Annotated in this window: 21 protein-coding genes and 1 tRNA gene; 7 read left to right on the top strand and 15 right to left on the bottom strand. The window is 57.1% G+C overall.

The genetic code is table 11. The features are described from left to right. Nucleotides 1-234: 234 nt before the first annotated feature. Both BJP07_RS01260 and BJP07_RS01255 read right to left on the bottom strand, forming a co-directional pair. Nucleotides 235-2,826, bottom strand: coding sequence for an excinuclease ABC subunit UvrA (locus BJP07_RS01260; protein ID WP_083583994.1), 2,592 nt, complete (start codon nucleotides 2,824-2,826; stop codon nucleotides 235-237). Nucleotides 2,827-3,058: 232 nt separating this feature from the next. Continuing rightward, nucleotides 3,059-6,148: an InlB B-repeat-containing protein gene (locus tag BJP07_RS01255; RefSeq protein WP_177222493.1), complete on the bottom strand. Its 3,090-nt coding sequence runs from the start codon at nucleotides 6,146-6,148 to the stop codon at nucleotides 3,059-3,061. Nucleotides 6,149-6,600: 452 nt separating this feature from the next. Between BJP07_RS01255 and BJP07_RS11545 the strand changes: the two genes are divergently transcribed. The 6 genes from BJP07_RS11545 (at nucleotide 6,601) to BJP07_RS01230 (ending at nucleotide 9,839) form a co-directional block, all read left to right on the top strand. Then, nucleotides 6,601-7,536, top strand: a complete 936-nt coding sequence (locus BJP07_RS11545; protein WP_083583992.1) for a site-specific integrase — start codon at nucleotides 6,601-6,603, stop codon at nucleotides 7,534-7,536. Nucleotides 7,537-7,545: 9 nt separating this feature from the next. Beyond that, nucleotides 7,546-7,803 carry a hypothetical protein gene (locus BJP07_RS01245; RefSeq protein WP_071565685.1) on the top strand — a complete coding sequence of 86 codons (258 nt, stop codon included), beginning with the start codon at nucleotides 7,546-7,548 and terminating at the stop codon, nucleotides 7,801-7,803. 10 nt (nucleotides 7,804-7,813) lie between these two features. Then, on the top strand, nucleotides 7,814-8,008 hold the full coding sequence (locus BJP07_RS11280) for a ParA family protein (protein WP_083583990.1): 195 nt from the start codon (nucleotides 7,814-7,816) through the stop codon (nucleotides 8,006-8,008). 26 nt (nucleotides 8,009-8,034) lie between these two features. After that, entirely contained in the window at nucleotides 8,035-8,400 is a 366-nt protein-coding gene (locus tag BJP07_RS11275) for a hypothetical protein (protein ID WP_083583988.1), read from the top strand. A 3-nt stretch (nucleotides 8,401-8,403) separates the two neighbouring features. After that, entirely contained in the window at nucleotides 8,404-8,628 is a 225-nt protein-coding gene (locus tag BJP07_RS01235) for a hypothetical protein (RefSeq protein WP_071565684.1), read from the top strand. A 464-nt stretch (nucleotides 8,629-9,092) separates the two neighbouring features. Next, complete coding sequence (locus BJP07_RS01230) at nucleotides 9,093-9,839, top strand: hypothetical protein (RefSeq protein ID WP_071565683.1); 747 nt, start codon at nucleotides 9,093-9,095, stop codon at nucleotides 9,837-9,839. Nucleotides 9,840-10,002: 163 nt separating this feature from the next. Here the strand turns inward: BJP07_RS01230 and BJP07_RS01225 are convergent, their stop codons facing one another. Continuing rightward, nucleotides 10,003-10,482 (bottom strand): hypothetical protein, encoded by a 480-nt coding sequence (locus BJP07_RS01225; RefSeq protein ID WP_071565682.1) that lies wholly within the window; start codon nucleotides 10,480-10,482, stop codon nucleotides 10,003-10,005. A 652-nt stretch (nucleotides 10,483-11,134) separates the two neighbouring features. Between BJP07_RS01225 and BJP07_RS01220 the strand changes: the two genes are divergently transcribed. Beyond that, nucleotides 11,135-12,247 (top strand): hypothetical protein, encoded by a 1,113-nt coding sequence (locus BJP07_RS01220; RefSeq protein ID WP_070478496.1) that lies wholly within the window; start codon nucleotides 11,135-11,137, stop codon nucleotides 12,245-12,247. A gap of 257 nt (nucleotides 12,248-12,504) precedes the next feature. Here the strand turns inward: BJP07_RS01220 and BJP07_RS01215 are convergent, their stop codons facing one another. The 12 genes from BJP07_RS01215 to BJP07_RS01170 form a co-directional block, all read right to left on the bottom strand. Next, nucleotides 12,505-13,086, bottom strand: a complete 582-nt coding sequence (locus tag BJP07_RS01215) for an NADPH-dependent FMN reductase (RefSeq protein WP_022862715.1) — start codon at nucleotides 13,084-13,086, stop codon at nucleotides 12,505-12,507. 40 nt (nucleotides 13,087-13,126) lie between these two features. Next, entirely contained in the window at nucleotides 13,127-13,399 is a 273-nt protein-coding gene (locus BJP07_RS10925) for a hypothetical protein (protein ID WP_133065267.1), read from the bottom strand. Then, nucleotides 13,380-14,405 carry a class 1b ribonucleoside-diphosphate reductase subunit beta gene (nrdF, locus tag BJP07_RS01210; protein ID WP_034666259.1) on the bottom strand — a complete coding sequence of 342 codons (1,026 nt, stop codon included), beginning with the start codon at nucleotides 14,403-14,405 and terminating at the stop codon, nucleotides 13,380-13,382. The genes BJP07_RS10925 and nrdF overlap by 20 nt, the downstream gene beginning before the upstream one ends. Before the next feature lie 51 nt (nucleotides 14,406-14,456). Beyond that, a complete protein-coding gene (gene nrdE, locus BJP07_RS01205; RefSeq protein ID WP_071565680.1) occupies nucleotides 14,457-16,652 on the bottom strand; it encodes a class 1b ribonucleoside-diphosphate reductase subunit alpha in 2,196 nt (731 codons plus the stop codon). Nucleotides 16,653-16,719: 67 nt separating this feature from the next. Next, nucleotides 16,720-17,169, bottom strand: a complete 450-nt coding sequence (gene nrdI, locus BJP07_RS01200) for a class Ib ribonucleoside-diphosphate reductase assembly flavoprotein NrdI (RefSeq protein WP_052093126.1) — start codon at nucleotides 17,167-17,169, stop codon at nucleotides 16,720-16,722. Nucleotides 17,170-17,285: 116 nt separating this feature from the next. Continuing rightward, entirely contained in the window at nucleotides 17,286-17,966 is a 681-nt protein-coding gene (locus BJP07_RS11520; RefSeq protein WP_071565679.1) for a metal-dependent transcriptional regulator, read from the bottom strand. Nucleotides 17,967-18,335: 369 nt separating this feature from the next. Further along, nucleotides 18,336-18,755 (bottom strand): single-stranded DNA-binding protein, encoded by a 420-nt coding sequence (locus tag BJP07_RS01190; protein ID WP_070362918.1) that lies wholly within the window; start codon nucleotides 18,753-18,755, stop codon nucleotides 18,336-18,338. 85 nt (nucleotides 18,756-18,840) lie between these two features. Continuing rightward, nucleotides 18,841-18,984: a hypothetical protein gene (locus BJP07_RS11130; protein ID WP_165482993.1), complete on the bottom strand. Its 144-nt coding sequence runs from the start codon at nucleotides 18,982-18,984 to the stop codon at nucleotides 18,841-18,843. Between the two features lie 165 nt (nucleotides 18,985-19,149). Further along, nucleotides 19,150-20,172 carry a DUF4192 domain-containing protein gene (locus BJP07_RS01185; RefSeq protein WP_071565678.1) on the bottom strand — a complete coding sequence of 341 codons (1,023 nt, stop codon included), beginning with the start codon at nucleotides 20,170-20,172 and terminating at the stop codon, nucleotides 19,150-19,152. Between the two features lie 170 nt (nucleotides 20,173-20,342). Further along, nucleotides 20,343-20,462 carry a helix-turn-helix domain-containing protein gene (locus BJP07_RS01180; RefSeq protein ID WP_083583987.1) on the bottom strand — a complete coding sequence of 40 codons (120 nt, stop codon included), beginning with the start codon at nucleotides 20,460-20,462 and terminating at the stop codon, nucleotides 20,343-20,345. 252 nt (nucleotides 20,463-20,714) lie between these two features. Continuing rightward, a tRNA-Met gene (locus BJP07_RS01175) sits at nucleotides 20,715-20,788 on the bottom strand. 134 nt (nucleotides 20,789-20,922) lie between these two features. Further along, entirely contained in the window at nucleotides 20,923-23,877 is a 2,955-nt protein-coding gene (locus tag BJP07_RS01170; protein WP_071565677.1) for a UPF0182 family protein, read from the bottom strand. Nucleotides 23,878-23,985 lie beyond the last annotated feature (108 nt).

The following is a 23,985-nucleotide window of genomic DNA, read 5'->3' as shown; positions in this document are numbered from 1 at the left end:
TCAATACAAGGTTGAAGTCGACACTCGGTGATGGATATACGACCATCGCCGAGCATCGACAGGCACTGAGTGCATAACTACGAGACAAAGTCCCTCAGATGCACTCCAACAAAACATCCGCAGCCCCACCAGCCTTCCTGGTTCGAAGGCGTTTCTGGAACAAGTACCAGACCGAGGACAGCTCGCCGACGTCTTAATGGTGGCCGCCCCCTGGCTGGTGTTCAATGCTCAGGCTCAGCCCAACCCAGCCTGTTCGGCCAGCACCTGGGCCGTCACCGAGCGCGAATCCGGGTCCACGCCCTGCTGAGCGACTGCCGCCGGCGTCCCTGTGGCCAATATCTGACCACCTTCGTCGCCGGCGCCTGGGCCGACGTCGATAATGTGGTCGGCCTGCGCGACCACCCGCAGGTCGTGCTCGACGACGACCACCGTGGCGCCGTCGTCGACAAGGCGACGCAGCTGGGCAAGCAACAGATCAACATCCGCCGGGTGCAGGCCCGTCGTCGGCTCGTCAAGGAGGTACAGGCTGTGCTTGCGGCTGGAGCCGCGCTGCATCTCGGAAGCCAGTTTGATGCGCTGCGCCTCCCCACCCGAAAGTTCCGGGGAGCCCTGCCCCAGCCGCAGGTAGCCCAGGCCGAGTGCGTGCAGGAATTCGACGGAGCGCAGAATCTTCGGCTCCTCGGCGAAGACCTCGAGCGCCTCGTCCACGGTCAGCGCCAAGATGTCCGCGATGCTACGGCCGTTCCACTGCACCTCAAGGATCTCCGGCTTATAGCGCTTGCCGTGGCAGGCCGGGCAGGTCGTGTACGTGCCGGGCAGGAACACCAGCTCGACCTCGATACTGCCCGCACCGTCACACTCCGGGCAGCGGCCCTTCGTCGTGTTATAGGAAAAGTCCGACACCGACATGTCACGCCGCTTGGCCTCGGGGGTCGCGGCGAAGAGCCTGCGGACATGATCGAAAAGCCCCGTGTAGGTCGCCACGGTGGATCGCACCGTACGCCCAATCGGCTTCTGAGTGATGTGCACCAACCTGCGGATCTTATCGACGCCCTCTACGCTGTCCACCCTGAAATCCCCAGAGTGACCGGAACCTGCCGTCAGCCCAGCATCCGCATCCCCGTCCGACGCCTCCTCGGCGCCAACCACCTGCTTGGCAGAGCGGGACACCACATCGGCCAGCACTCCGATGACCAGGGTGGATTTGCCGGAACCGGATACACCCGTGACTGCGGTGAGCGCACCGAGCGGGAAGTCCACATCGGCACCGTCGAAGGCGCGGGCGTGCACCCCGCGCAGGCTGATGGATGCACCGGTGTCGGCCGGGGTGTCTGTCAGTTCGGGGAAGTCCGCATTCAGGGCGATCGCCGTGGGCGAGCCCAGCCGCTCGGCGTTCGCGCGGAACTGGCTAGTCGGGCCGGAGAACACCAGTTCCCCGCCACGCTCCCCTGCGCGGGGGCCGATGTCCACAATCCAATCGCATCCCGCCACCAGGGACATATCGTGCTCCACCAGCAGCACCGAATTACCAGCGTCGATGAAGCGCTGCAGCAACTCGGAGACAGCCTTGCGCTCCACGACATGCAGGCCCGCCGAGGGCTCATCCAGCACATAGGTTGTGCCGAACAGACTCGAGTTCAACTGGGACGCCAACCGCAGGCGCTGGTGCTCGCCCGCAGACAAGCTCCGTGCCGGGCGGGAGAGGCTTAAGTGCCCCAGCCCCAGCTCAATCGCCGCGCGCACCGTAGGCAGCACCTGATCCAGCAGCAACTCTTCGGCCTCGTCGTGCTCGTTCCACTCCTGCTTCGCGATTCCCTCCAAGCGCTCCAGGCGAGCCTCCAGCACAGCCAGCACGTCCTTCAACGCCAAGTCGTTGAACTCGTCGATGGCGTAGCCAGCGTAGGTGACCTGCAAAGTATCCGGCTGGAAACCGCGGCCCTGGCACGTCGGGCACGTCGATGAGTGCATGAAAGAAAGCACCCGGCGACGGTTCTTATCCGACTCCGTCTCCGCCAAGGTGTCCGTGAGGTACGTGGCAACCGAGCGCCACTTACCTTTATACGAACCATGCACGGCGTTTTCATCCCGCACCGGGTGGACGGTGACCACCGGCTGCTCGTCCGTAAACAGGATCCAGTCGCGGTCCTCCTGCGGAAGATCCCGCCACGGGACATCGAGCGGGTAGCCGAGGGTGCCCAGGATGTCCCGGAAGTTCTTCCCCAACCATGCACCCGGCCACGCGGCGATCGCGCCGTCCCAAATGGACAGGCTGGGATCCGGCACCATCGACGCTTCCGTCGGCCGGTGCACAGTGCCAGTTCCCTGGCAATCGGGGCACATACCAGCGGTGGTGTTGGGCGAGAAAGCGTCGGAATCGAGCCTGCCGTATTCCAGCCGCTCACGCATGCCATCCGGGTAGCTGCCGGAGCGGGAAAAGAGCAGCCGAATACTATTCGACATATTCGAGATCGTCCCCACGGAAGATCGTGCCCCGCCCAGGGTGGTGGACTGCTGCAACGCCACCGTCGGAGGCAGACCCGCGACCGACCCGACTCGCGGGTTCACCGCGCCACCGATCAGACGGCGCGCGAAAGGCGAGACGGACTCCAGGTAGCGGCGCTGCGCCTCCCCATGAATAGTGCCAAAGGCCAAACTAGACTTGCCCGAACCCGACACACCGGTGACCGCCACGAGGGTATCCCGTGGCAGGTCGACGCCGATGTGCTTCAGGTTGTGCAGGTGCGCGTCACGTACCCGGATCATGGGATCGTGGCCCGCACGCGGCGTAGTGTGCGGAACCGGAGACTCGGACGTGGGGTTACTCATAGTGGCCACCCTACAGTGTGGGCTGCTCCCCTCTCTGGCGGGGTTGCCGTCGGCGCAAATACGCAGACTTGCTAGGCATGATGGGGAAAAGACATCGATGAAGCGTCCAGAATTATCTTGTGACCCCAGTTTGAAAGCCCCGCGTGAAGCTACCGATGTTTTCCCCGGCAGATAACAAACACAAAAGGCGCCACCCGGTGTGGGTGACGCCTTTCATTCGACTTAGCGCGGTTTACTTCTGCTCGGAAGAACCCGAGTCCTCGGCAGCAGTATCGTCGTTCGACGAGCCGAGGAGTGTCAGGCCGTTGTTGAAGCCGTCTGCCTCGCATGCTTGAGCGATGAGGACACCCAACATGCTGACTACAGCAATCGCGCCGAGTGCGATACTCAGCGGGCGCAATTGTTCGCTGTAGCCTGCGAACTGACGGTTGACGGCGTCTGCCTTCGCCTGCAGCTCACCGACCCAGCTGTGCTGCGGCATGAGCTCCTGTAAGCGGGCGTTCAGCTCAGCACCAGCCGGCCGGATCTGTGGGCCGAACGCTTCGTTAACGCCGTAGCCGATGCCTGCCAGTAGACCGATTGGCAGCAGCCACAACAGTGGACTATTGACCGCAAACGCGTTCGCAGCGCAGCGCTTCGCCTTCTCGGACGAACCGTTGGCATCTGGCTCTGCAGGAGTCGAAGTCTTATTCGGCTTGTCCCCTGGCTGGTTAGGCTTGCTCGGACCGGTCGTCACGGACGGCTCCACGGTCTTGGTCACCTCAACCGTCGTCGGCACGGTCACCGTCGTGGATTCCTTCACCGTCGTCGGCACTGTCACCGTTGTCGATTCCGTCACCGTCGTCGATTCTTTCACCGTCGTGGGGACCTCAACCGTTGTCGGTTCCTTCACCGTGGTGGGGACCTTAACCGTTGTCGGTTCCTTCACCGTCGTGGGCGCCTCAACCGTCGTCGGCACCTCCACCGTCGTCGGCTCCCTCACCGTCGTCGGCTCTTTCACCGTCGTGGGAACCTCAACCGTCGTCGATTCCTTCACCGTCGTGGGGACCTCAACCGTTGTCGGTTCCTTCACCGTCGTCGGCACTGTCACCGTTGTCGGTTCCTTCACCGTCGTGGGGACCTCAACCGTTGTCGGTTCCTTCACCGTCGTCGGCACTGTCACCGTCGTCGATTCCTTCACCGTGGTGGGGACCTCAACCGTTGTCGGTTCCTTCACCGTCGTCGGCACTGTCACCGTCGTCGATTCCTTCACCGTGGTGGGGACCTCAACCGTTGTGGTCACCTCAACCGTCTTGGCCGGCAAAGGCTTCCACTGCGCAACAACAGTCGTATCCGCGCTCACCTTGCTCTCATCACCAGGCGCGTACTCAGTCTCACCAATCTTCCAACCAGCGAACTTCTTCCCCTCCGGAGCAGTAAACCCACTCTCAAGAATCTTGTACGTACCACCCTTATTCACCACGGCAGCATCCATCGAACCGGAACCACCATTCGCGTCATAGGAAACAGTGACGGTTTGCAATTTCTCGCGCGCTTCTTTGGAGGTCAGCGGTTTCTCCTCCGGGACTAAGCCGCCACTATCCGTTGCTACTGCAGTGATGGTGGCACCGACAGGCAAGTCCGCGATTTGAAGTGTCACTACGCCGGTGCTCGTGTCAACTTGACCGGCGTCCGATAGCCAGGTCGAGGTGCCTTCGTCAGAGACTGTTCGCGTGAGGGTAATCTTCTTGTCCCCGTCGGAGACTTCGTAGGAAGCCAAGTCGGTATCATCACCGGACTTCGTATATGCGGGCGGGGTGATGGTGACCGTACCCCCATCGTAATCCACGTCGATGCTTGGTGATTTGGGCGCGATATTGGTAACTAGATCCGCAATCGGGATACGTCGGACTAGAGCGTCATCCTTGAGCTTGTGGGTGCCGTCCTCATTTTTCTCAAATTGCGCAACACCACCAGTGAAGTGGTATTTAGTGTTTCGCGGGTTAATTATGGCCACAGTTCCATCTGGATCAAAGTCAATAAACGCAGGGGTGCCGTCCAGGTCTCCAGTACCATTTGGCAATTTTGATTCTCCGGCCTCGGTTTCGTAGGCCTTTCGGATTGCCTCATCTATCGCCTGTTTCTCCGCATCGGTGAGCTTTTTAGGATCCCTCACCGGAGTTTTTTCCGGCGTTGGATGTTCCGGCACAACCGTGATACAAGTTCTAAATCTCTTTGGCGATTTTACGACAATCCCGATATCAACACGCGCGCCTTCTGACCATGGAAGTTGCAGGTCAACGTTATCGAGTGAAAATTTGCCGTTTTTGACAACGACGTCAGCCAACCGCTCTGAAGAATTTTTTGTAACTCTACAACTACCCGCGCCTTGGAAGTTCTTTATATCGTCCCCACCAAATTTCGTAACAATTCCCACCTTAGTTCCATCAGGAACCGGTGTTCCATCTTCAGTTTTGATCGTGCCCGTCACCTTATTTTTTGTTACAAGGAACGGCTGGTCGATAACCGGCATGGCAGAGTATTCTGTGATCACATGAATCTTCACATCTACTTCTGGGCTGATAGAGCCATCCGAATAGATAACCTTCACCTTTGCAACGGGGTCGCTACCATTCCAGGAAGGGTCAACAGATTTAATCTTGTCTTTGATGTCCGGATTAGCGTTTTTGAACGCGTTTAGGATTTCGTCGATTTCTTCCGGGCTGAAGGTAAACCTGTCTTCAACCCAAAACTCTTCCTGAGGAACGTTAATCTTGTTCGCGTCTGCTATCGACTGCTCAACTGTCACTGCCAGAGGATCGGATTCAACGCCGTTGAGCACCCATTCCCTGCCCTCCTTTTCCTTCTGTTTGAGAACAAGGTAAATGACCTGGCCCTCGACGAGTCGTGGTGCCCAGTCGTGCATCTTTGCTTCGATTCGTATACCCCTCGACGTATACCCGAGCCCAAGCTCTTTCGGGTTTTCCGTCGTTTGCGGATCGTCCCCGTACACATATAGGTAGAGACGTTTCTTACTGCTATACGGAATTCTCTCGATGGTGCCTTCTACGGTCGTTGCACTAGATACGGCTTTTACGTTCGTCGGCTGCGCTAACTTCGCGCCCTGCTGCGCGGTGACGTTTTCACTGACAAGTTCTGGTCCCAGTTCGAGATCACTGGCAGCGTCGGTCCCCGTAGGATCTTCCGCTATCTGGAGTTGCTCATCACTTGTCGCGCTTTCGAACTGGTCGACAGCGCTTAGTTCCTCGGGCGGCGTCGCATCCCCCGAGTCCTCAGCGTGAGCGCACGGGATTCCTGAAACCGCTAAACCAAAAGTACACACGATGGTCACTATCAGTTTCAGAAAGGAACTGAAGGGTGTAGTGGGTACTGTGTCATCAGATTTTCCTGCTGACAACATGCGAAGCTTCCGATTTGGAATAAACATAACAAACATGAGGCCACTGCTCCATTTGCAACGAGACGAGATCATCCATAAGCCTAATACTATTGATGGAGTTACGGGCCAGAATGTGATTAGTTCGTCAATACTACTGAACGTCACAGACGCGCTCGACGCCCTGCCTGAAACGGAGAAACGCCAATCTCCAGCCGCTTTACCCCACCACTCGCGGCCGCTGCAAAGACAAAAAAGATCCCTACCAGCGCAAGCACTGGTAGGGATCCGAAGTTGGTAGCGGGGGCAGGATTCGAACCTACGACCTCTGGGTCTTTGTCCTCTCCCCTATTTCTCTGGTGGAATGTTCGCCGCTTTTGCTTTGGCGTCATGCCGTCATGCCGTCATGCCGTCATGCTGGCGCGACGGCTTGCTGGCGAGCCGGCAATGACCCTATGGAGCGCGAAAGGGCAGGTAGACCCTTATACATGCTCATATCAGAACGAGAAACACTTGCCAGTGTTCCTAACGGGTGGGGTGAAGTATTGCGAGAATTCGAAATCTACCTTCGCGCCTTGGGACGCAGAGAACGAACTATCGACACTCGGCTTCGCCACCTACGGACCATGGCCCGCTATCTTGATGTCCCACCCGAAGCAGTTACTGAAACGCATCTTGTTTCGTGGAGCGGCACACAAAACTGGAAGCCGGAAACACGCAATGCGAACCATGCCAGCGCTCGCGTTTTCTTCCGCTGGCTGGCTCGCAAGACGGGACAGCCGAGCCCAGCTCGAGGGCTCACGGCGGTTAGGCGTCCAGTTCCCCCTCCACGCCCAGCACCGGAAGAAGCAATCGCGACCGCCATAGAGTGCGCTCCTCCGAGAACACAGCTCATTCTGAAACTTGCGGCTCAATTAGGGCTCCGAGCATCAGAAATCGCGCAGCTGCACACTCGCGACATCGAGCAAGTGGGAGACGGATGGGCAAGCCCGACAGTTCATGGGAAAGGCGGAACTCAACGCTTGTTACCAATCCCGCCAAAACTTCATAGTGAGATCACGCGACAACAGCCTGATTTGGGATGGGTGTTTCCAGGCAACGACAGTGGGCATCTTTCGCCCCGTTGGGTTGGAAAGCTCGCCAGTCGAGTGCTTCCAGACCAATGGACTCTGCACACTTTGAGGCACAGGTTTGCAACGGTTGCTTACAACCGGGGTGGACACGATCTTCTCTCAGTTCAAAAAGCTCTCGGACACGCCTCAATCACCACGACGCAGCGATACACCCAAACTGCGCTTGATCTACAAACCGTCATAACGTCAACAACCTTTTAGGAGAACCCAATGAGTGACAGTCACCTCGCAAAAGCGGTCCTGGCCCTCCAGGAAGCGCGCTACATCGAAGTCGCCGACCGCGCTGAATACATCAATCTGGTTGAGGATATTGCAACCGAATGCGCCTACCACATGTCTGTCCTTGGCATCAGCTGGCAAGAGGTTGCAAGCAACGCCCACACAATCATCGGAGACGACCTTGAAACTGCACTAACCGGCGCAATCTCAGACGTACGCAATGCCTCAACAGCTAACCAACACAACTAAGGAGAACCCCATGACACACGTACTCACTATCGCCAGCCTTAAAGGCGGAACCGGAAAAACCACGAGCGCAATCCTGCTTGCAACTGCCCTAGTGCGCAGAGGCCACACCGTCACCGTCATCGACACCGACCCCAAGGCTCCGCTACCGAGTGGGCCCAACGCGCCTCCGACGACGGCAACGAGCTCGAATTTCAGGTCACGGTAGGCAACGCACGCACAATTGCGCGAAGCATGCCCACCACCGACGTGGTCATCATCGACTGCCCGCCGGGAAACCCACAAATCATCGACGCAGCAATCGACGCAGCAGACCACGTCATTATCCCGGTACGTCCATCTGCGATCGAAGTCGATCGCATGTGGGAAACTCTTGACCTCACCGACGGAACAAACGCAACGGTTCTGCTTACTTCGGTGATCCTTAGCGCGAAAGCTACCGAGGAGCTACGGACTCAGCTTAATGAGGAGCACGTCGGAGTTTTCCCCGGAAACATCCCCCAGCGCGAAGCAATCAAAAACTACTTTGGCGCCAGGCCAAAACAAGACCTCTTCGGCTACGACGCAGTCGCTGCCGCGCTCATGAACGAGGAGGATTAACCCATGGCTGATATGCGCAGACGCCGTAAGCACGGCGTGAAACCAACCACTGCCGCTGAAACCGAAATCAAGCCAGCCGACCGCGAGAAGAAGTTAACGATTCGTATCGACGAACAAGCCAGAGAAGACTTCCGCCGGATCAGTTTCAACAAAGGAATCTCGATGACGGAAATTCTCACCGAAGCAATCAATGACTACATAGAGAAAAATCGCAACTACTTGCGATAGGTCATGCGCTGGGAAACACTCTGACCAGCGCTGACTCAAACACATAGTGCTGGCATGCCGTAACGCCAGCATGCCGTAACGCCAGCATGCCAGCACGACGGCTTGACGGCATGACGGCTTAGCATTACCGAAAGAAGAAAGGAGTAAAGCATGCACGCACTAAAAGGACAGTCCCTACTACGTGCGCGGCGGCTTCATGGAAGCGGTACGGCACGCCAGACTGCCAGCCTGACGCTATGACGGCATGCCAGCATGCCGTCACGCTGGCGCGCCGTCATGCCGTACAGCCTGCGCAAACGGGTCTTTTGATACTGGAGCATTTGGTTAAGCTAAATAAAACCTAAGTATCAACCCGGGAGCATGTATGGCACGTCGCAAGACTCGAGTGGACGACAATCAACTTGAGTTGTTCAGCTATCTCGATGAACAACTGACCACCACACCACAAGAAAAAGGAGACAATAATGACCACACCGCAGATTCAATTTCACGGTTACCCGAAGCGACTAGTGCCGGACATCCTGAGAGGAGTGGACTGGGATCTTCCCATGACCGATCGCGACAGCGACTCGATCTTCCTCATCGTGGAGTATCTGAAGATAACCGATCCGGAGAACGCGAACGAGCCGACCGCGTACAAGATTCTGAAACAGCTTCACAGCGAGCACGCCGAGATGGATCGCGGGGTATTCAACCGATTGCGCGAGACGCCGGGCATTCAGGAGGAGAAGGATCAGGCGTACTACCGGGTGATGTTTCAGCATCTTCAGTACCAAGTAGGACAGCTCGTGATCAAAGCCTTGGAAGCGACGGGAGGGGACGCGACGAAGCTGGCAGGAATGATGCGCTACCACAAGCCAGCGATCACACCAGCAGAACTGAACGACGCAGTGATGAAAACTACCGTGGAGGAAGCACTGAAAACGTTGGGCAAGGACCACAGCCCACAGGCAGTCGAGGAACTTTGGCGGCAGCTGAACCAACAGGTCGATTTATTGTCGTGGACTCGGAGAGCACAACGCTTAGCGGGATGGGCGGAGGACATCCAGAGCCTTCCGGACAGCAGCGACGAGATGAAACGAATCTTCCTGCAGGACCAGAACGAAGCCGCCTGGACGGTGATCGACCAACACCTGACGGAGCCGATCAACGCGCTGATGGAGCAGCAAGAAGAAGAAGAGGATCCCTGGGCGGTGGACTGGGACAGCTAAGCGGGGTTATCGATACCGCAACTCGTTCTGGCACACCGGTTCAGTTTGACCGGTCAAGCTTGGAACGGGTTGCGTCCTCGCCGCGAGCGAGCGTCCAATCCAACATTGAGGCAATACGTCCCGCGCAACACGGGATACACGGTCTGTTCAATAGCATGTGCGCTCATGACTCTCCTGCTACAAACTGTTCAAGCGCATGTTTTACCTCAACAACATGGATACGACGAACCGCTTCCTCAACGACCTCGCCTACAACGCTCCTAACATCGCCCGTGCCCAGGAGAGCGTCGACAGCATCAATCTGTTCATCCGTCACTTCGTCATAGACGCCCGCAGGAACCTGGTAATACTTGGCCAACAAGTACCTAGAAAGGCCTTCTGTCAACGCATTCAATCGCTGAAACTGCGCTCCAAGGGTTTCCTCCCCCAAAAGCCGCACTGCTTGGTCAATCCCAAAGACCTGCCACCCTCTTGCATCCGCCCTGCTGGCATCTCCTCCCCATGTTGCCGCGCACTCGGCGATATGTGATACGAGCAATTCTTTGGTTCGGTGCTTAATCAGGCTCCATGCACGAGGCGACAGTCCGTTATGCGCCCTGCTCATTGACTCAATGTCTTCATTAATCGTGGTTGTTTTCATCATGGCGATACTCCATCTGCGAATGCTTGTCTATATTTAGACGCTGGAGACCGCGTCTCGGTTCCCAACGCTATTGCTCGAAGATCGAATGTGGGCGTAAGGGACATTTTGTATGTAGATGTCTATCTGGTTTCCCGGGATGGCCTCGGCCAACAACCAGATATGGTTTTCAAAACAGTTCCATTTGCCCGTTTTGAGAAATCAACACCGAATGACGTCTGGTGTGTGGTATGGAGTCTGCGGGCAGCACAGGAACCCCAGCGAGATCAAGGACTCTAAGGAACTAGAACCAGCCGCCTGTGCGTTGGGCGGTCGCAAATAGCCAGGGGACGAGCAAAGCCCTTGACGTGCACAATTCTGGCCGCATCGAGTTAGCGGGTGTTCCGGTCGACCTCCTAGCGTCGACCAATGCAGGTCACGGCATTTTGGGCCCATTTCGTGCTATTTGGCCGATTTTGCGCTGACCTGCGTTGGTAAACCGGAGTAGGTCGACCGGAAGAGGTCGACGGGAAGAGGTCGACGGGCCGAAAGAATTCGATACCGGCATTGATCATCAGTGGAATCCCGGCTTAGGAGTGAGAAAAAGGTGGGCCGGACGGAGCTGAACACACACACAAAATGTCCCTTATCGCGACACGCCGTGTTTACGCACAAAATGTCCCTTAAGCCGGAAACAGGAAAAGCCCCCTCCGAAGAGGGGGCTGATCCCGACAAGCTCCGCTGCCGGCCCGGCATCGCGTACAACACTGATGAGTCGGTGCGGTACATATCTGGCCCGAAGAAGGGCAAACAAATCTCCGGGAACCAGAAGTTCATCGACGCGCAGCGTGGACTTCGAGAGCACATGTACGCGTTGGGTTACCCGGTAGAGCTAGATGTGTCTGAACGTCACAATGAGTCGCTGAATCTTGACCGTTACGTCGAACAGCAGGACCGGGAGCGCGACCTTGCGAACCGTGAGGACGAGGTGGAACGGAAGCACAGCTCCGTACAGCGAGATGTCGATGCTGCAGCGAAAGACCGCAAGCAAGCTGCAGAAGAACTCGAACGGGCGCAGCAGGCCCGTGAAGAAGCCCAGCGTGTGCAGGAAAATGCTGAACAGCAGGCTCGCGAGGTTGCCGAGCGCGTACTCAAAGAAGCACGCGAGAAGGCCGAGCAGGACGCCGAAAAGATTCGTGATGATGCACAGAAGGATGCTGAACAGGAGTTGGGTCTTGCCGAGGCACGGGCGGAAGAGTTACTGGACCGTGCCAAGGAGGTTGAGAGCGCCGCCGAAGCCAAGCTCAAGCGTGTAGAGCAGGAAGCTGAACAGCTCCGCAGCGAAGCACGCGAAAAGGCCGAGCAAGAAGCCGAGCAGATCCGCAGTGACGCACGCAAAGAAGCTGAGCAGACGCTGGGTCTCGCTGAAGCTCAGGCAGATGAGCTGCTTGACCTTGCCGAAGAATTCGGCAGTGAAGAACATGATGAGGCCACACGTGACGCTGCAGTAACGCGCGAGGAAGCAGAGCAGGAAGCGAAGATCATCATCGAGGAAGCAACGCAGTCGTTGCAGGAGATTTCGCATGTTGATCAGGACTTTTTGCGGGTCGAGATTGACAGCAACCCAGAGATGAAGCAACGGTACCGCGAGATCGTCATCGACCGTACTCAGGAGGAAAGCGCTGCAGTACTGCGTCGCGCGCTGGAACGCATCGCTAAGCGCCGCCAGCAGGAGCAACAGCGCGACCACGACGGTGACAAGGAGTCCCCCGACGGCGGCAAGCCGTAGATGGGGGTCTCCCCTGCCCTGTATGGCCCTGTAGCGGCCTAACAGGATGTCGCCAGGGTCAGTGTCCAGCGACAGCGCTAAAACCGCTCTAATTCAGCGAAAATCGAAGAATTAGAGCGGTGTTTTTTGAAGCGTCCTGGGTTCAGATTCAGGTAACTCAAGGATGAGTGTGAATCCGGGGTTTGTGTCTTTGAGAAGGCCCTTTAGAAGCCTTCAAGTACTTCGTAGAGGGCGGTGGCTAGGGTTAGTCGCCGTCGCTAGCTGTGCTTGGCTGTTAATGTCATGTCGACCAACTGCAGGAAGCGTATAACGTAGTCTTTGACAAAGCCTGCGGTGCCTTCATTGAGATGGCCGGAGTCTTCGAAGAGGGTGGGGGATTGGCCAAGGAATACCTCGGGCTGACCAGGAAGCGGCATATCGAAGTAGGACAGGGCGAGCCGGAGGTTCTTCTGTGAACTGTAGCCGCCCATGCGGCCTACAGAGTGACTGATGATACCTGCGGGAAGGTTCTTCCAAGCCACATCCGAGTTGGGCTTGGAACCGATGTCCACTGCATTCTTGAGACAGGCAGGGATAGTACGGTTATTTTCCGGGGTAACAAAGAGGACGCCGCTCGAGTTCTTGATGGTGTCGCGGAAAGTGGTGTACTCAGCTGGAATGGGCTTGTCCGTGACCGAGGGGTCATCGTAGTCGAAGTCATAGAGCGGCAAGTCACGGATTTCAACGATGTCTGCCTGGTAGTTTTCAGGGATCATTGTGAGCACTTCGTGTGCAATCTTGCGCGCAAATGAGCCGCGGCGCAGGCTGCCGACGATAACACTAATGCGTGGGGTGGTCATAGGAAGTCCTTTCTTTTTAGTTGGGCGTAGGTACGTGCGATCAAGGGAGAAAAGGCTTGCAGCCAAAGGCAGGCGGTGGCCCGGCGGCGTGGGCGGCAGTAAGAAAGTTATCCACTTTGTCTTCTTCATGGCGGAAGTACAGTTCGATGAGTCCTAACAGTCCCCCGAGGACGGCCTCCCGTGCGGCGGACGTATCCAAAAGCCGCATGGCTGCTGGTTGGTTTCCTTCGCGGATGGCTTCAAACAGCGCGATGGTCTCAAGCCAGCTTCCTTGGTCTGGTCGTGGAAACGGTTTAGAAATCCCAGTCATCATCACTCGTTTCTTCAGCGGTGCCAATGACATAGGAGGAACCGGAGCCGGAGAAGAAGTCATGGTTTTCATCTGCTCCAGGTGCTAGGGCAGCGAGGATTTCCGGGTTCACTTCCGTTTCTTCAGGTGGGAAGTAGTCCGGGTAGCCCAAATTCATGAGCGCCTTATTGGCGTTATAGCGAACGAATACAGCTACATCATCCATGAGCCCCAACGGCTCATATAGCTCGCCGGAATAATCCAGCTCTAGGGCATAAAGCTCTTCGAGCAAGGAAATAGTGAAATCATGCATCTCCTGTTGCCGTTGTGGAGCAGACGTTTCCAGTCCGCGCTGGTACTTGTAGCCTGAGTAGTAACCGTGCACTGCCTTGTCACGCAGAATGAGGCGAATCATGTCTGCCGTATTTGTCAGGGTGGCGTGGACGGAAAAATGCAGGGGAAGATAGAAACCCGCGTAGAGAAGCAGCGAGGAAAGCAGCGTCGATGACACTTTGCGCTTGAGTGGATCGGGTCCAAAATAATGAGTGAGCACTTTTTTGGCGCGTGCCTGGAGAAGGTCATTATTCACCGCCCAGCGGTATGCCTCATCAATTTCTTTCGTACTGCTCAAAGTAGAAAACACTGAAGAGTAAGAACGGGCATGGACTGATTGCATGAAGGCGATGTTGGTATACACGGCCTCCTCGTGCTCGGTGCGGGCATCTTGGATCTGACAGATTTCGCCCACAGTGGCCTGGACGGTGTCCAGGGTGGTGAGTCCCGTGAACACCCGCATGGTGAGGTTGCGTTCCTCCGGTGTCATCCTCTGCCACGCCGGGAGATCGTTTGAAAGTGGAACCTTTTCTGGCAACCAAAAGTTGGCGGTGAGGCGGTTCCACACTTCAAGATCCTTCTCATCGCTCACCCGATTCCAATTGATGGCGCGGATGCGGGCTGAAGGGTCATGCCGGTAACTTGGCGGCGTAACTGAGATGCTGGTTAGCTCAGCAGTGTTTGATGTTGAAGACATAGCTTCTTTCTTTCTTGATGGATGGTTGTGAATGAAGGAAGGACCGTGTTCCTACAGAGCACAGGAAACGCAGCCTTCGACCTCGGTTCCCTGGAGTGCAGGTTGGCGTAAACGGATGTAGTACAAGGTCTTGATTCCGGCTTTCCAGGCATAGATTTGTGCCTTGTTGATGTCCCGCGTAGTGGTGTCAGCGGTGAAGAACAAAGTCAGGGAAAGCCCTTGGTCCACGTGTTGGGTGGCCATAGCGTAGGTGTCGATGATTTTTTTGTACCCCACGGTGTAGGAGTCATCGAAATACTCCAAGTTGTCGTTGGTCATTTCCGGTGCGGGGTAGTACACGCGCCCCAAGCGGCCTTCCTTGCGTATTTCAATCTTGGAGGCAATCGGGTGTATGGACGCGGTGGAGTCATTGATGTAGGAAATTGATCCAGTGGGTGGAACTGCCTGCAAGTAGGCGTTGTAGATGCCGTCTTGCATCACTTGGTTCTTGAGCCGTAGCCAATCCTCGCGTTGAGGAATCTGCACGCCAGCCTCATGGAATAGCCGTTTTACGTGGTCAGTGGCCGGCGCCCAGTCTTGGTCGATGTACTTGTCGAAGTAGACGCCAGTGGCATAGGTGGATTCTTCAAAGCCAGTGAATCGTTGACCTTTCTCAACCGCTAGCGCATGGGATGCACGGAGCGCATGATAGGTCACGGTCAGGAAATAGATATTTGTAAAGTCCAGTGCTTCGGCGCAGCCATAAGGAATACGCTTGGAAGCCAGGAAACCGTGGAGATTCATTTGGCCCAACCCGATGGCATGCATGGATGCATTACCGTGAGCGATGGAAGGAACAGCTTCGATATTTGTTAGGTCTGAGACCTTCGTGAGAGCGCGCACCGCGGTTTCAACAGTTTCCCCAAAGTCCGGTGATTCAAAAGCTTTAGCGATGTTGAGCGACCCTAGATTGCAGGAAATGTCCTGGCCAACGGTGGTGTAGTTACCTGAGGCGCCGTAGGTGGATGGCGTGTTGACCTGGAGGATCTCACTACACAGATTGGACATATTGATATGTCCTTTGAGGGGATTAGCGCGGTTGACCGTATCCTCAAAGAGTATGTAGGGGTATCCAGATTCAAACTGAAGCTCAGCCAGCGTGGTGAAAAACTCGCGGGCCTTGATAGTCGTATGAGAAATTCGCGGATTGGAAACCAGCTCGTCGTAATACTCGGTGATAGACATGTCAGACATGGCTACGCCGTACTCGCGAGCGATGTCATACGGGCTAAAAAGATGCATATCCTTGTTCTCTTTGGCCAGCTGGAAGGTTATATCTGGAATAACAACTCCCAGCGAAAGAGTCTTAATGCGGACTTTCTCATCGGCATTTTCCCGCTTGGTATCCAGGAAACGAAGAATATCTGGATGGTGCGCATGTAGGTAGACGGCTCCAGCGCCCTGTCGAGCGCCCAATTGGTTGGCATAGCTGAAGCTATCTTCCAGAATTTTCATGACTGGGACTACGCCGGAAGCTTGGTTCTCAATCTTTTTGATTGGGGCTCCGGATTCGCGCAGATTGCTCAGTAACAAGGCCACACCACCGCCGCGTTTTGAAAGCTGCAGTGCAGAGTTCACGCTGCGGCCAATGCTTTCCAAATTGTCTTCGATGCGAAGGAGGAAGCAGGAGACCATTTCGCCACGCTGGGCTTTTCCTGCGTTGAGAAAAGTAGGGGTGGCGGGCTGGAAGCGTCCGGTCATGATGTCATCCACCAGCTTCTCCGCAAGCTCTTCATCGCCCTGTGCAAGGTACAAAGCTGTGGTGGCGACGCGTTCTTCGTAGCCTTCCAGAAATCGCGAGCCATCAAAGGTTTTCAGTGCGTATGAAGTAAAGAACTTAAATGCGCCGAGGAAAGTGCGGAACTGATGCTTGGCTCGGTGGGCTCTGTCGTACATAGTGCACAGAAAATCGTCATCATAAAGCTCAAGGAATTCCCGCTCGTAGTATTCGTTATCAACCAACCACTCCAAGCGCTGCTTGGTGGATTCAAACTGATGCATGCGGGGAGTGACATGGTGCGCTAAAAAGTCTTGTGTTGCCTCAATGTCCTTGTCGAACTGGATTCTTCCCGAATCGTCGAATAGGTTCAGCTGCGCGTTGAGTGCATGGTAGCTCTTGCGCTTACCGACACCGCCGGCATCGTCTGCTGAAGCGGTGCGGGGCGTAGGGCCAATGGGCTGTGTGGGGGTGGCCGTAAGTGGCGGCATTGTGGTTTCCAATCTGTGTGCTGCGGATGTGGTCTTCATTTTGTGGGAAATCAATGGGGTGTAATTGTTAGTTGCTTTGCTGCTCCCAAAACTTGTGAAGGCCCTGCTTTACAGCGGCAACGTCCTTCTGCGTGCCGAGTAGCTCGAAGTGATACAGCTCTGGAACGTGGCACTTAGCGGAAATGATGCGGCCGGCGACGCAGTAAGCGCTTCCGAAGTTGGTATTGCCTGAGGTAATCACGCCCCGGATAAAGGAACGGTTGATTGGGTCATTGAGGAAGTCGATGACCTGTTTGGGGACTGCGCGTTTGAGCGAGCCACCGCCGTAGGTTGGAACGATGAGTACGTACGGGTGTGAAACCTGGATCATTCCGGTTTTCTTGGGCCGCAGTGGAATGCGCACTGCGGGTCTATCTAAGCGTTCGACGAATCTTTTTGTGTTTTCAGAAACGCTAGAAAAGTACACCAAATCTGGTGAGTCTGACATGACAATCCTGCTCATCCTGGCCTTAGCCATAAGTGGGATAGGTGATGATCGAAAAGATTAACTACGTACTACCGTAGTTGCAAACTACGCCGCACCGTAGTTTTTAAAAGGGCAGGTAGGGACAGGATTAATGAGAAAGGGAAAGACTACAGGCTGTGGTGTGCTACAAACACTGCGTCCGTAGCTGGGCGCCCAAGTACTACCCACTGAGTACTGTCGGCTACCTGTACTTCGAGCGATTCTGAAAAGGGCGTTCCTTCGCGCGTGGTAAGAACAGCCCCAATGACGATGCCTTGCTCTTTGAGGAAGGCCAGCAGTTGTGGGTCGGAATCAGAAATGCGTTCCACGGTCACCTGCGGTTGTGCGCCGCTGTCGGTGAGACGGTGCGCACTGGGGATAGTGACCTGTCCATCAACCGTAGGGATAGGGTCGCCGTGTGGATCCCTAGTGGGGTAATTGAGGAACTTATCCACGCGCCCTATGAGCATGTCAGACACCGCGTGTTCAAGATTTTCGGCTTCATCATGGACCTCGTCCCACGTATAATCCAATGCTTGAACCAAAAAAGACTCAAGCAATCGGTGGCGGCGCACCATGACCAATGCGTACTGCCTGCCAAGTTCGGTTAACTCCACAGAGCCATAAGGCGTGTGTGACACGAGCCCTTGCTTCGACATTTTGCGCACTGCATCGGAGACCGAGGAGAGCTTGAGTCCCAGCTGTTTCGCTATAAGTGTGGCGGTAACGGGCTCGGATGACCATTCCTTTAGCCCCCAGATAGCTTTCAAATAGTTCTGGGTACTGGTGGACAGCTCAGAAACAGACATGAGTAAATGTTAACCCAGCTTCCGTATGCGCCTTAGGCGCTGTGCCCCAACGCTCATAGCGAACAGAGGCCAAGTTTGAGAGGAATGCCGGTAAGGTGGGGCCAGTTAAAGCATTCTTCACTTGAAGGAGAACCACTAATGTCTGAGAAGATTTCAATGAACTTGAAGTGCGCCAGCGTAGTGCGTAATGGAATGGCTAGTACACAGTGCAGTAAAACAGCGCATGTAATGGCTCATGTAATGCACTGTGTAGAGACAGAGCGTCTGGAGCAGGAGTATCAGCGCTCCCGTACTGGACGGCGACGGCGTTATGCGTGGTCTGTGCTGAAAAAATAACCCCGCAGGTTTCCCTGCGGGGTGTTGTTGCAACTAGAACGGCACTTCTTCAGAGTCATTAGCAGCAGCGTTATCTGCGCTGTTCTCGCGGCGTGCTGCTCGTGCCTCAGACTCCTTCTTGGAGTCGATCAGCTGCACAGTGTCGATGCGCGCTACCAGCGGATAGTGCTTGTTGCCGTCCTTATCGGTGTAGTTGTCAGTCTTCAGCGAGTAGCTCACTGCAACGCGATCACCAGCGCCGATGCATCCGAAGACGCCGAGGTTCTTGGCGTCAGCCACGTAGCCAGTGAGTTCGACAATCTCTGATTCCACCTTGCCTGTGGACTTGTTCTTGAACGTATTACGTGCGTAGACGTTGAGCTTCACCGTCGCACCGCCGTTTGCGTGCTCAAAGATCTTCGGCTCGCGTGCTGCGTTGCCAACGATGGTGCCATTGTTAAACGGGTTGGACATTGTGATTTCTCCTTATATGAGTGAGTGTGTGATTGTCTTTCAATTGTGTGTTTGAGCAGCGGCTTTGCTGCTGCTGTAAGTGCTGTTACAGCACTGCCCAGGGCAGATGTGCCCCTGCTGCTTCCAGGTCGCGTAGCTCTTGTGCGGCACCCGGATCGGCGTCTTCGCCATCCATGCCGTCAGACATGAGGTAGAGCAGCTCTAGGTCTTCGTGGGTGTAGTGGTACATGGCGTGCCTCCGTGTCGTGGATTGATTCTCAATCCGTTCTTTGAGACAGCTCTGCTGTCTAGAGACCTCTCCCCTGCTCGGTGGAGATTTCCTTCTTCCCTGGTCACGGCGTGGGTAGAAAAGAAAAACCCCGCTACAGCAACTGCTGCAACGGGGTGTGAAGTACTAGTTTTCGAACAACTGCACGCGAGCCTGAGCACCGCCCTCGTGAACCACTTCTGCGAGACGACTGCCCTCGCCAATGTCGATTAACTTCGCCACCAGCGACGGGAACGTCTCTTTGCTGCTGATCTCGGTGGCCCTGTGTGCGGCAACGCCAGCCAGACCCGTCTGGCCGTTTGCCTGGGCCAGCACGGCGACAGTGGCCGTAAGCTGTGCCCTCATCCCAGGCCAGTGAGCCGGTACAGCGCGCATCACCTGCTCAGCGAACTTGAGACCTGCTTGTGGCTCCTCAAGCAGCGCAGCAAGCAATGGATCACGCAAGCGCGGTGTCGTGAAGCACTTCAGCGCAGATCGGATAGCACGCGCACTCGGCTGCGTCATCCCCGCCGCTGCCTGCTCGTACTCACGCTGCAGTACGTCTCGGAAGATGGGTGGAACATACGCCAGCGCGTCTTCGATGATGTCGGCGTGCTCGGCAGCGTCGATGCCGTGATCGGTGCTGTTCAACCGTGCCTCGATGTCGTCTTTGCTCGGCTCCGGCAGCTCGCCGGTGTGCTCTAGCATCTGCCGCAGCGCCGCCGATGCTGCGACCTCGCCGACAACGCCGTGGCGCGGCTCGTCGATGAGCGGATGCTGATACACGGACCACCACGCAGCCCCGGTGACGATCTCAGGCACCTGCACCACCCCGAGCAGCGGCGGTAGGTGCACTGCCCCGCTGGTGAGATACGTTGCCGTCTCCTCGAAGACCGGCTGCGCAATGTCATCGCTGATCATGTACGCGATAACAGCGTCGAGTTCGAGGTGGTGGACCCACGCTGCGAACCGCTCGCGGCTCTCGGTGAGCTTTGCAACAGCTTCGTCCAGGTCGAACCGCGCGACCGGGCCGAGGCGGACGGTGTCGACGCCCTCGTCGTCGACGAAGAACGCGAGGATCAGCGAGTTGTTCGGGTAAAACCCGAGGATGCCGGGGAGGTTCGCGAGAATCTCGCCGTGGGATGCAAGCGTGTGAGAATGGGTGGACATGGCAGTGCTCCTTTGCACGAATACGGGGTGTATGTGGTCAATCCCGTATTCGGCCCGGCTCTGCCGATCGCAGGCGTATCCCAGCAGTGCAGCACTCATGTGTGCCGAGCGTCGCTAGCGCAGCCTGATGCCTTCTCGCCGGGTGCGAGCGCTAGCGACGCAGCCTGTGCCTAAGCGTCGGCTTCGATGCGCTTGAGAGCGCGATAGATCGTCGGCCGCGAGACGTTGAGTGTCCTGGCTACTGCGCTGACGGACTTGCCGCCCTCAATAAGCTTTCTCCCGAACGCCACGGTTGAGCAGTCTCACCCCCGAGATAGGCAGACCCCCCGAACTGCCGGCTCCCGTGGCGTTCCTTCGTTGCCGCCGACCTCGCAATCACTAAGCAATGCCCCGAAAACCTGCGCCGCTTCGTTGGAGCGTCGCAGCTCCGTTTGGTGCAGGATTTTGACCCTAGTACACCAGCTAGTGCACCAAAAGGTGATCCGCTCACAAAATGAAGAAGGCCCCTACCAGCATTTGCACTGGTAGGGGCCTTATCTTAGTAGCGGGGGCAGGATTCGAACCTACGACCTCTGGGTTATGAGCCCAGCGAGCTACCGAGCTGCTCCACCCCGCGTCGGGTGATATTTGATTTTCACCTGCTGCCTTAACGGGCAACGAGTGATAACTATACGCATACCTCTTTCAAACACCAAATCCCCTGCGCACCTCACGGATTCGCAGGGGATTCAAGTGGTTACACGGGAAGGACTACATGCTCTGGTATTCCTTCACCGCACGGTCGAGCGCGTCGAGCGCCTTGCCGTACTCCTCGAAGGAGCCGTCGCGTGCGCCTTCCAGGTTGCGCAGCGCATCGTTGATGTTGTTCAGCGCTTCGTCCTTGTTGCCGGCAGCTGCTGGCGCTGGGGTGTTGGCCTTCTCGCCATCGGCTGGCGCTTGCTCGGCAGGCTTCGTGTTGCCCTTGTCGTCGACGATGTCGATGTCCTGGGCAGCCTCAGAGTGAATGCCAACCTGCTTCAACGCCTGGGAGATCGTCGGCGCGTAGCCAACCTGGCCGCGGTAGAACACGAGCACGCGCAGCAGCTTCGGGAAGGCGGACGCCTGGTCCTTGCGCTGCGAGTAAATCGGCTCCACGTAGAGGATCTCTCCGCCGCCAACAGGCAGGGTGAGCAGGTTACCGTTCTTCAGGTCGTTGGTGCCCTTCCACAGGGTGCGGTCACGCGCCACCTGGTCAGAGGACATCAGGGCGTCCTGCGCCTGCTTCGGGCCCTGGGTCTGCGTGTTGGTTGGCAGCACGCGGACGGTGATCTGGCCGTAGTTCTCCGGGTCGGAGGACACGGACATGTGCGCGGACAGGAACTCACGGCTCAGGCCACGGAACGGCGTAATCAGCTGGAAGGAAGGCTGGTTGGTCTCCGGGTCGCCGGCGACCACGTAGTACGGAGGCTGGTTGAGCTCCTTGCGGCCTTCCGGCGCGGTCGGGTCGTTCGGCACGGACCAGAAGGCGTCGTTGTTGAAGAACACGCCTGGGTCGTTCACGTGGTAGCGAGCCAGCAGTTCGCGCTGAACCTTGAACAGGTCCTCTGGGTAGCGGAGGTGGTCGCGCAGCGAATCGGAGATGTCGCTTGCCGGGCGAACGGTGCCTGGGAACGCGCCCATCCATGCCTTGAGCACTGGGTCGTTCTCGTCGAACGCGTAGAGGTCCACAGTGCCGTCGTAAGCGTCAACGGTTGCCTTGACGGAGTTGCGGATGTAGCCGACGTTGTTGTTCAGCAGGCGCTGCGTGGTCCCGTCCGGGTTCAGCGCATCCTGCGTCGTATCGGTCAGCGATTCGCGCGTTGCGTACGGCAGCTGGGACAGCGTGGTGTAGCCGTCGACAATCCACTTGATCTTGCCGTCGATGACTGCCGGGTAGGTCTTGGAGTCGGTGGTCAGCCACGGCGCGACCTTTTCAACGCGCTTGCGTGGGTCGCGGTCGTAGAGAATCTTGGACTCGGAGCCGACGCGGTCAGACAGCAGGAACTTCAGCTCCTGGTACTTCGCCGAGTAGGCGATGCGGTTGCCCCAGTTACCGATGTTGACGCCACCTTTGCCCTCGTAGGTGTAGGTGGAGCTATCCGTGTCGTACTCGACGGGGCCCTGGCCGGTATCGCCAACGATGGCGTAGTCCAGCCCGTCCTGGGCGGATGCGATCACCGGGCCGTAGTAGACGCGGGGCTCGTCGACCTGGATCCCGAGCTCATCCGCCTGGTCCTTCTCAGCGGCAATCGCGTTGGACTGCAGGTCGGAGACGGTGAAGATTGGCAAGCCACCGCGGGTGGAGCCGGCGTCCTGCGCGGCCTCATCAACACGGTTGGCCTGCGCTGCGACGAACCCATTGCCGTGCGTGTACACGGTGTGGCGGTTGATCCAGTCGCGCTGGTTTTCGCGCAGCGCGTTCGGGTCCATCTCGCGGGCTGCGACAACGAAGTCGCGCAGTTTGCCGTCAACTTCGTAGCGGTCCATCGCCAGCTGGTCCGGGAAGCCGTAGAAGTTGCGCAGCTGCTGATTCTGGGTAAACGTCGGAGAAATGATCTCCGGGTCCAGCAGGCGAATGTTGCTAATCGTCGCGGCGTCGTCTGCGACCTTGTCGTTGGAGACCTTTTCCGCGCCCCAGTTGTCCTGGTACTTCACTTGCTCGTCCGTCAGGCCGAACGCGAAGCGGGTGGCCTCAATGTTGCGGGCGATGTACTCGGATTCCTTCGACTGGCGGTTCGGCTTGACCGAGAACTGCTCAAGCAGCGCCGGCCACACACCGCCGACCACGAGGGAGGACACGAGCATCAGCACCGCCGCCATCACAGGAACGCGGAAGTCCTTATATACAACCGAGGCGAAGAATGCCGCCGCGACAAGCACCGCAATGACTGTCAGGATCACCTTTGCGGGCAGCGACGCGTTGATGGTGGTGTAGGACGCACCGGTGAAGATGTCGTTCTGCGCATACATCAGGGTGTAGCGCTCCAGCCAGTAGCTCACTGCCTTGAGCACCATCCACAGGCCGGCGGTCACGGCGAGCTGCACGCGAGCGGACGTGGAAATGTGGCCCGGTACCCCACTGACCTTATTGCCGATGCGGATGCCTCCCAGCAGGTAGTGGCCCACCGCGCCGACGATAAAGGCGACGAGCAGGAGGAGTGAGAGGCCGTCGATAATCGCGGTGATACCCGGCAGCGCGAAGGCGTAGAACCCGAGGTCCTTGCCGAACTGCGGATCATTCACACCGAACGATTCCCTGTTGAACCACAGCATGAACGTGCGCCACAGGCGCTGCCCCGCCAGGCCGGAGAAGATCGCGATGACCACCGGGACCCACACCAAGAGCGTGCGAACGCCCTGCTGCAGGTTCACTTTGGTCCGGGTGTCGCCGACAACGGCTTCGAAACTCAAGGCTTCCTTCGTGCGGCCTCGCCACGCGAACCACGCGGCGAGGTAGGTGACAAGCGCGCCGACGGCGGCAAAAATTACAAACAATGCCACTCGCGCCACGATGACGCGGTTGAAGACCCCACGGAAGTCAAGCTCCCCGAACCAAAGAAAATCGGTATAGAGACCGATCAGGATCGGGATGAAAAACAGCAACACACCGAGCACACCAATCGTGAAGGCGAGTCCGGAGTTCTGCTTTTTCGCGTGGGGCTGTGGCTGGCTAAGGCGGGTGGCCAAATCCTGCTCCTTCGAAATAGTCTTAGTACGCGTATTAAGGTTCTATCTTAAAAAGTGTAACGCCTGAACTGACAGAAGGGTTCCCGTGCTCAACCAACAAGCATTAAA

Source organism: Corynebacterium sp. NML130628 (assembly GCF_001875665.1).
GTDB lineage: Bacteria > Actinomycetota > Actinomycetes > Mycobacteriales > Mycobacteriaceae > Corynebacterium.
This window is presented reverse-complemented; position numbering and strand designations above follow the sequence as displayed.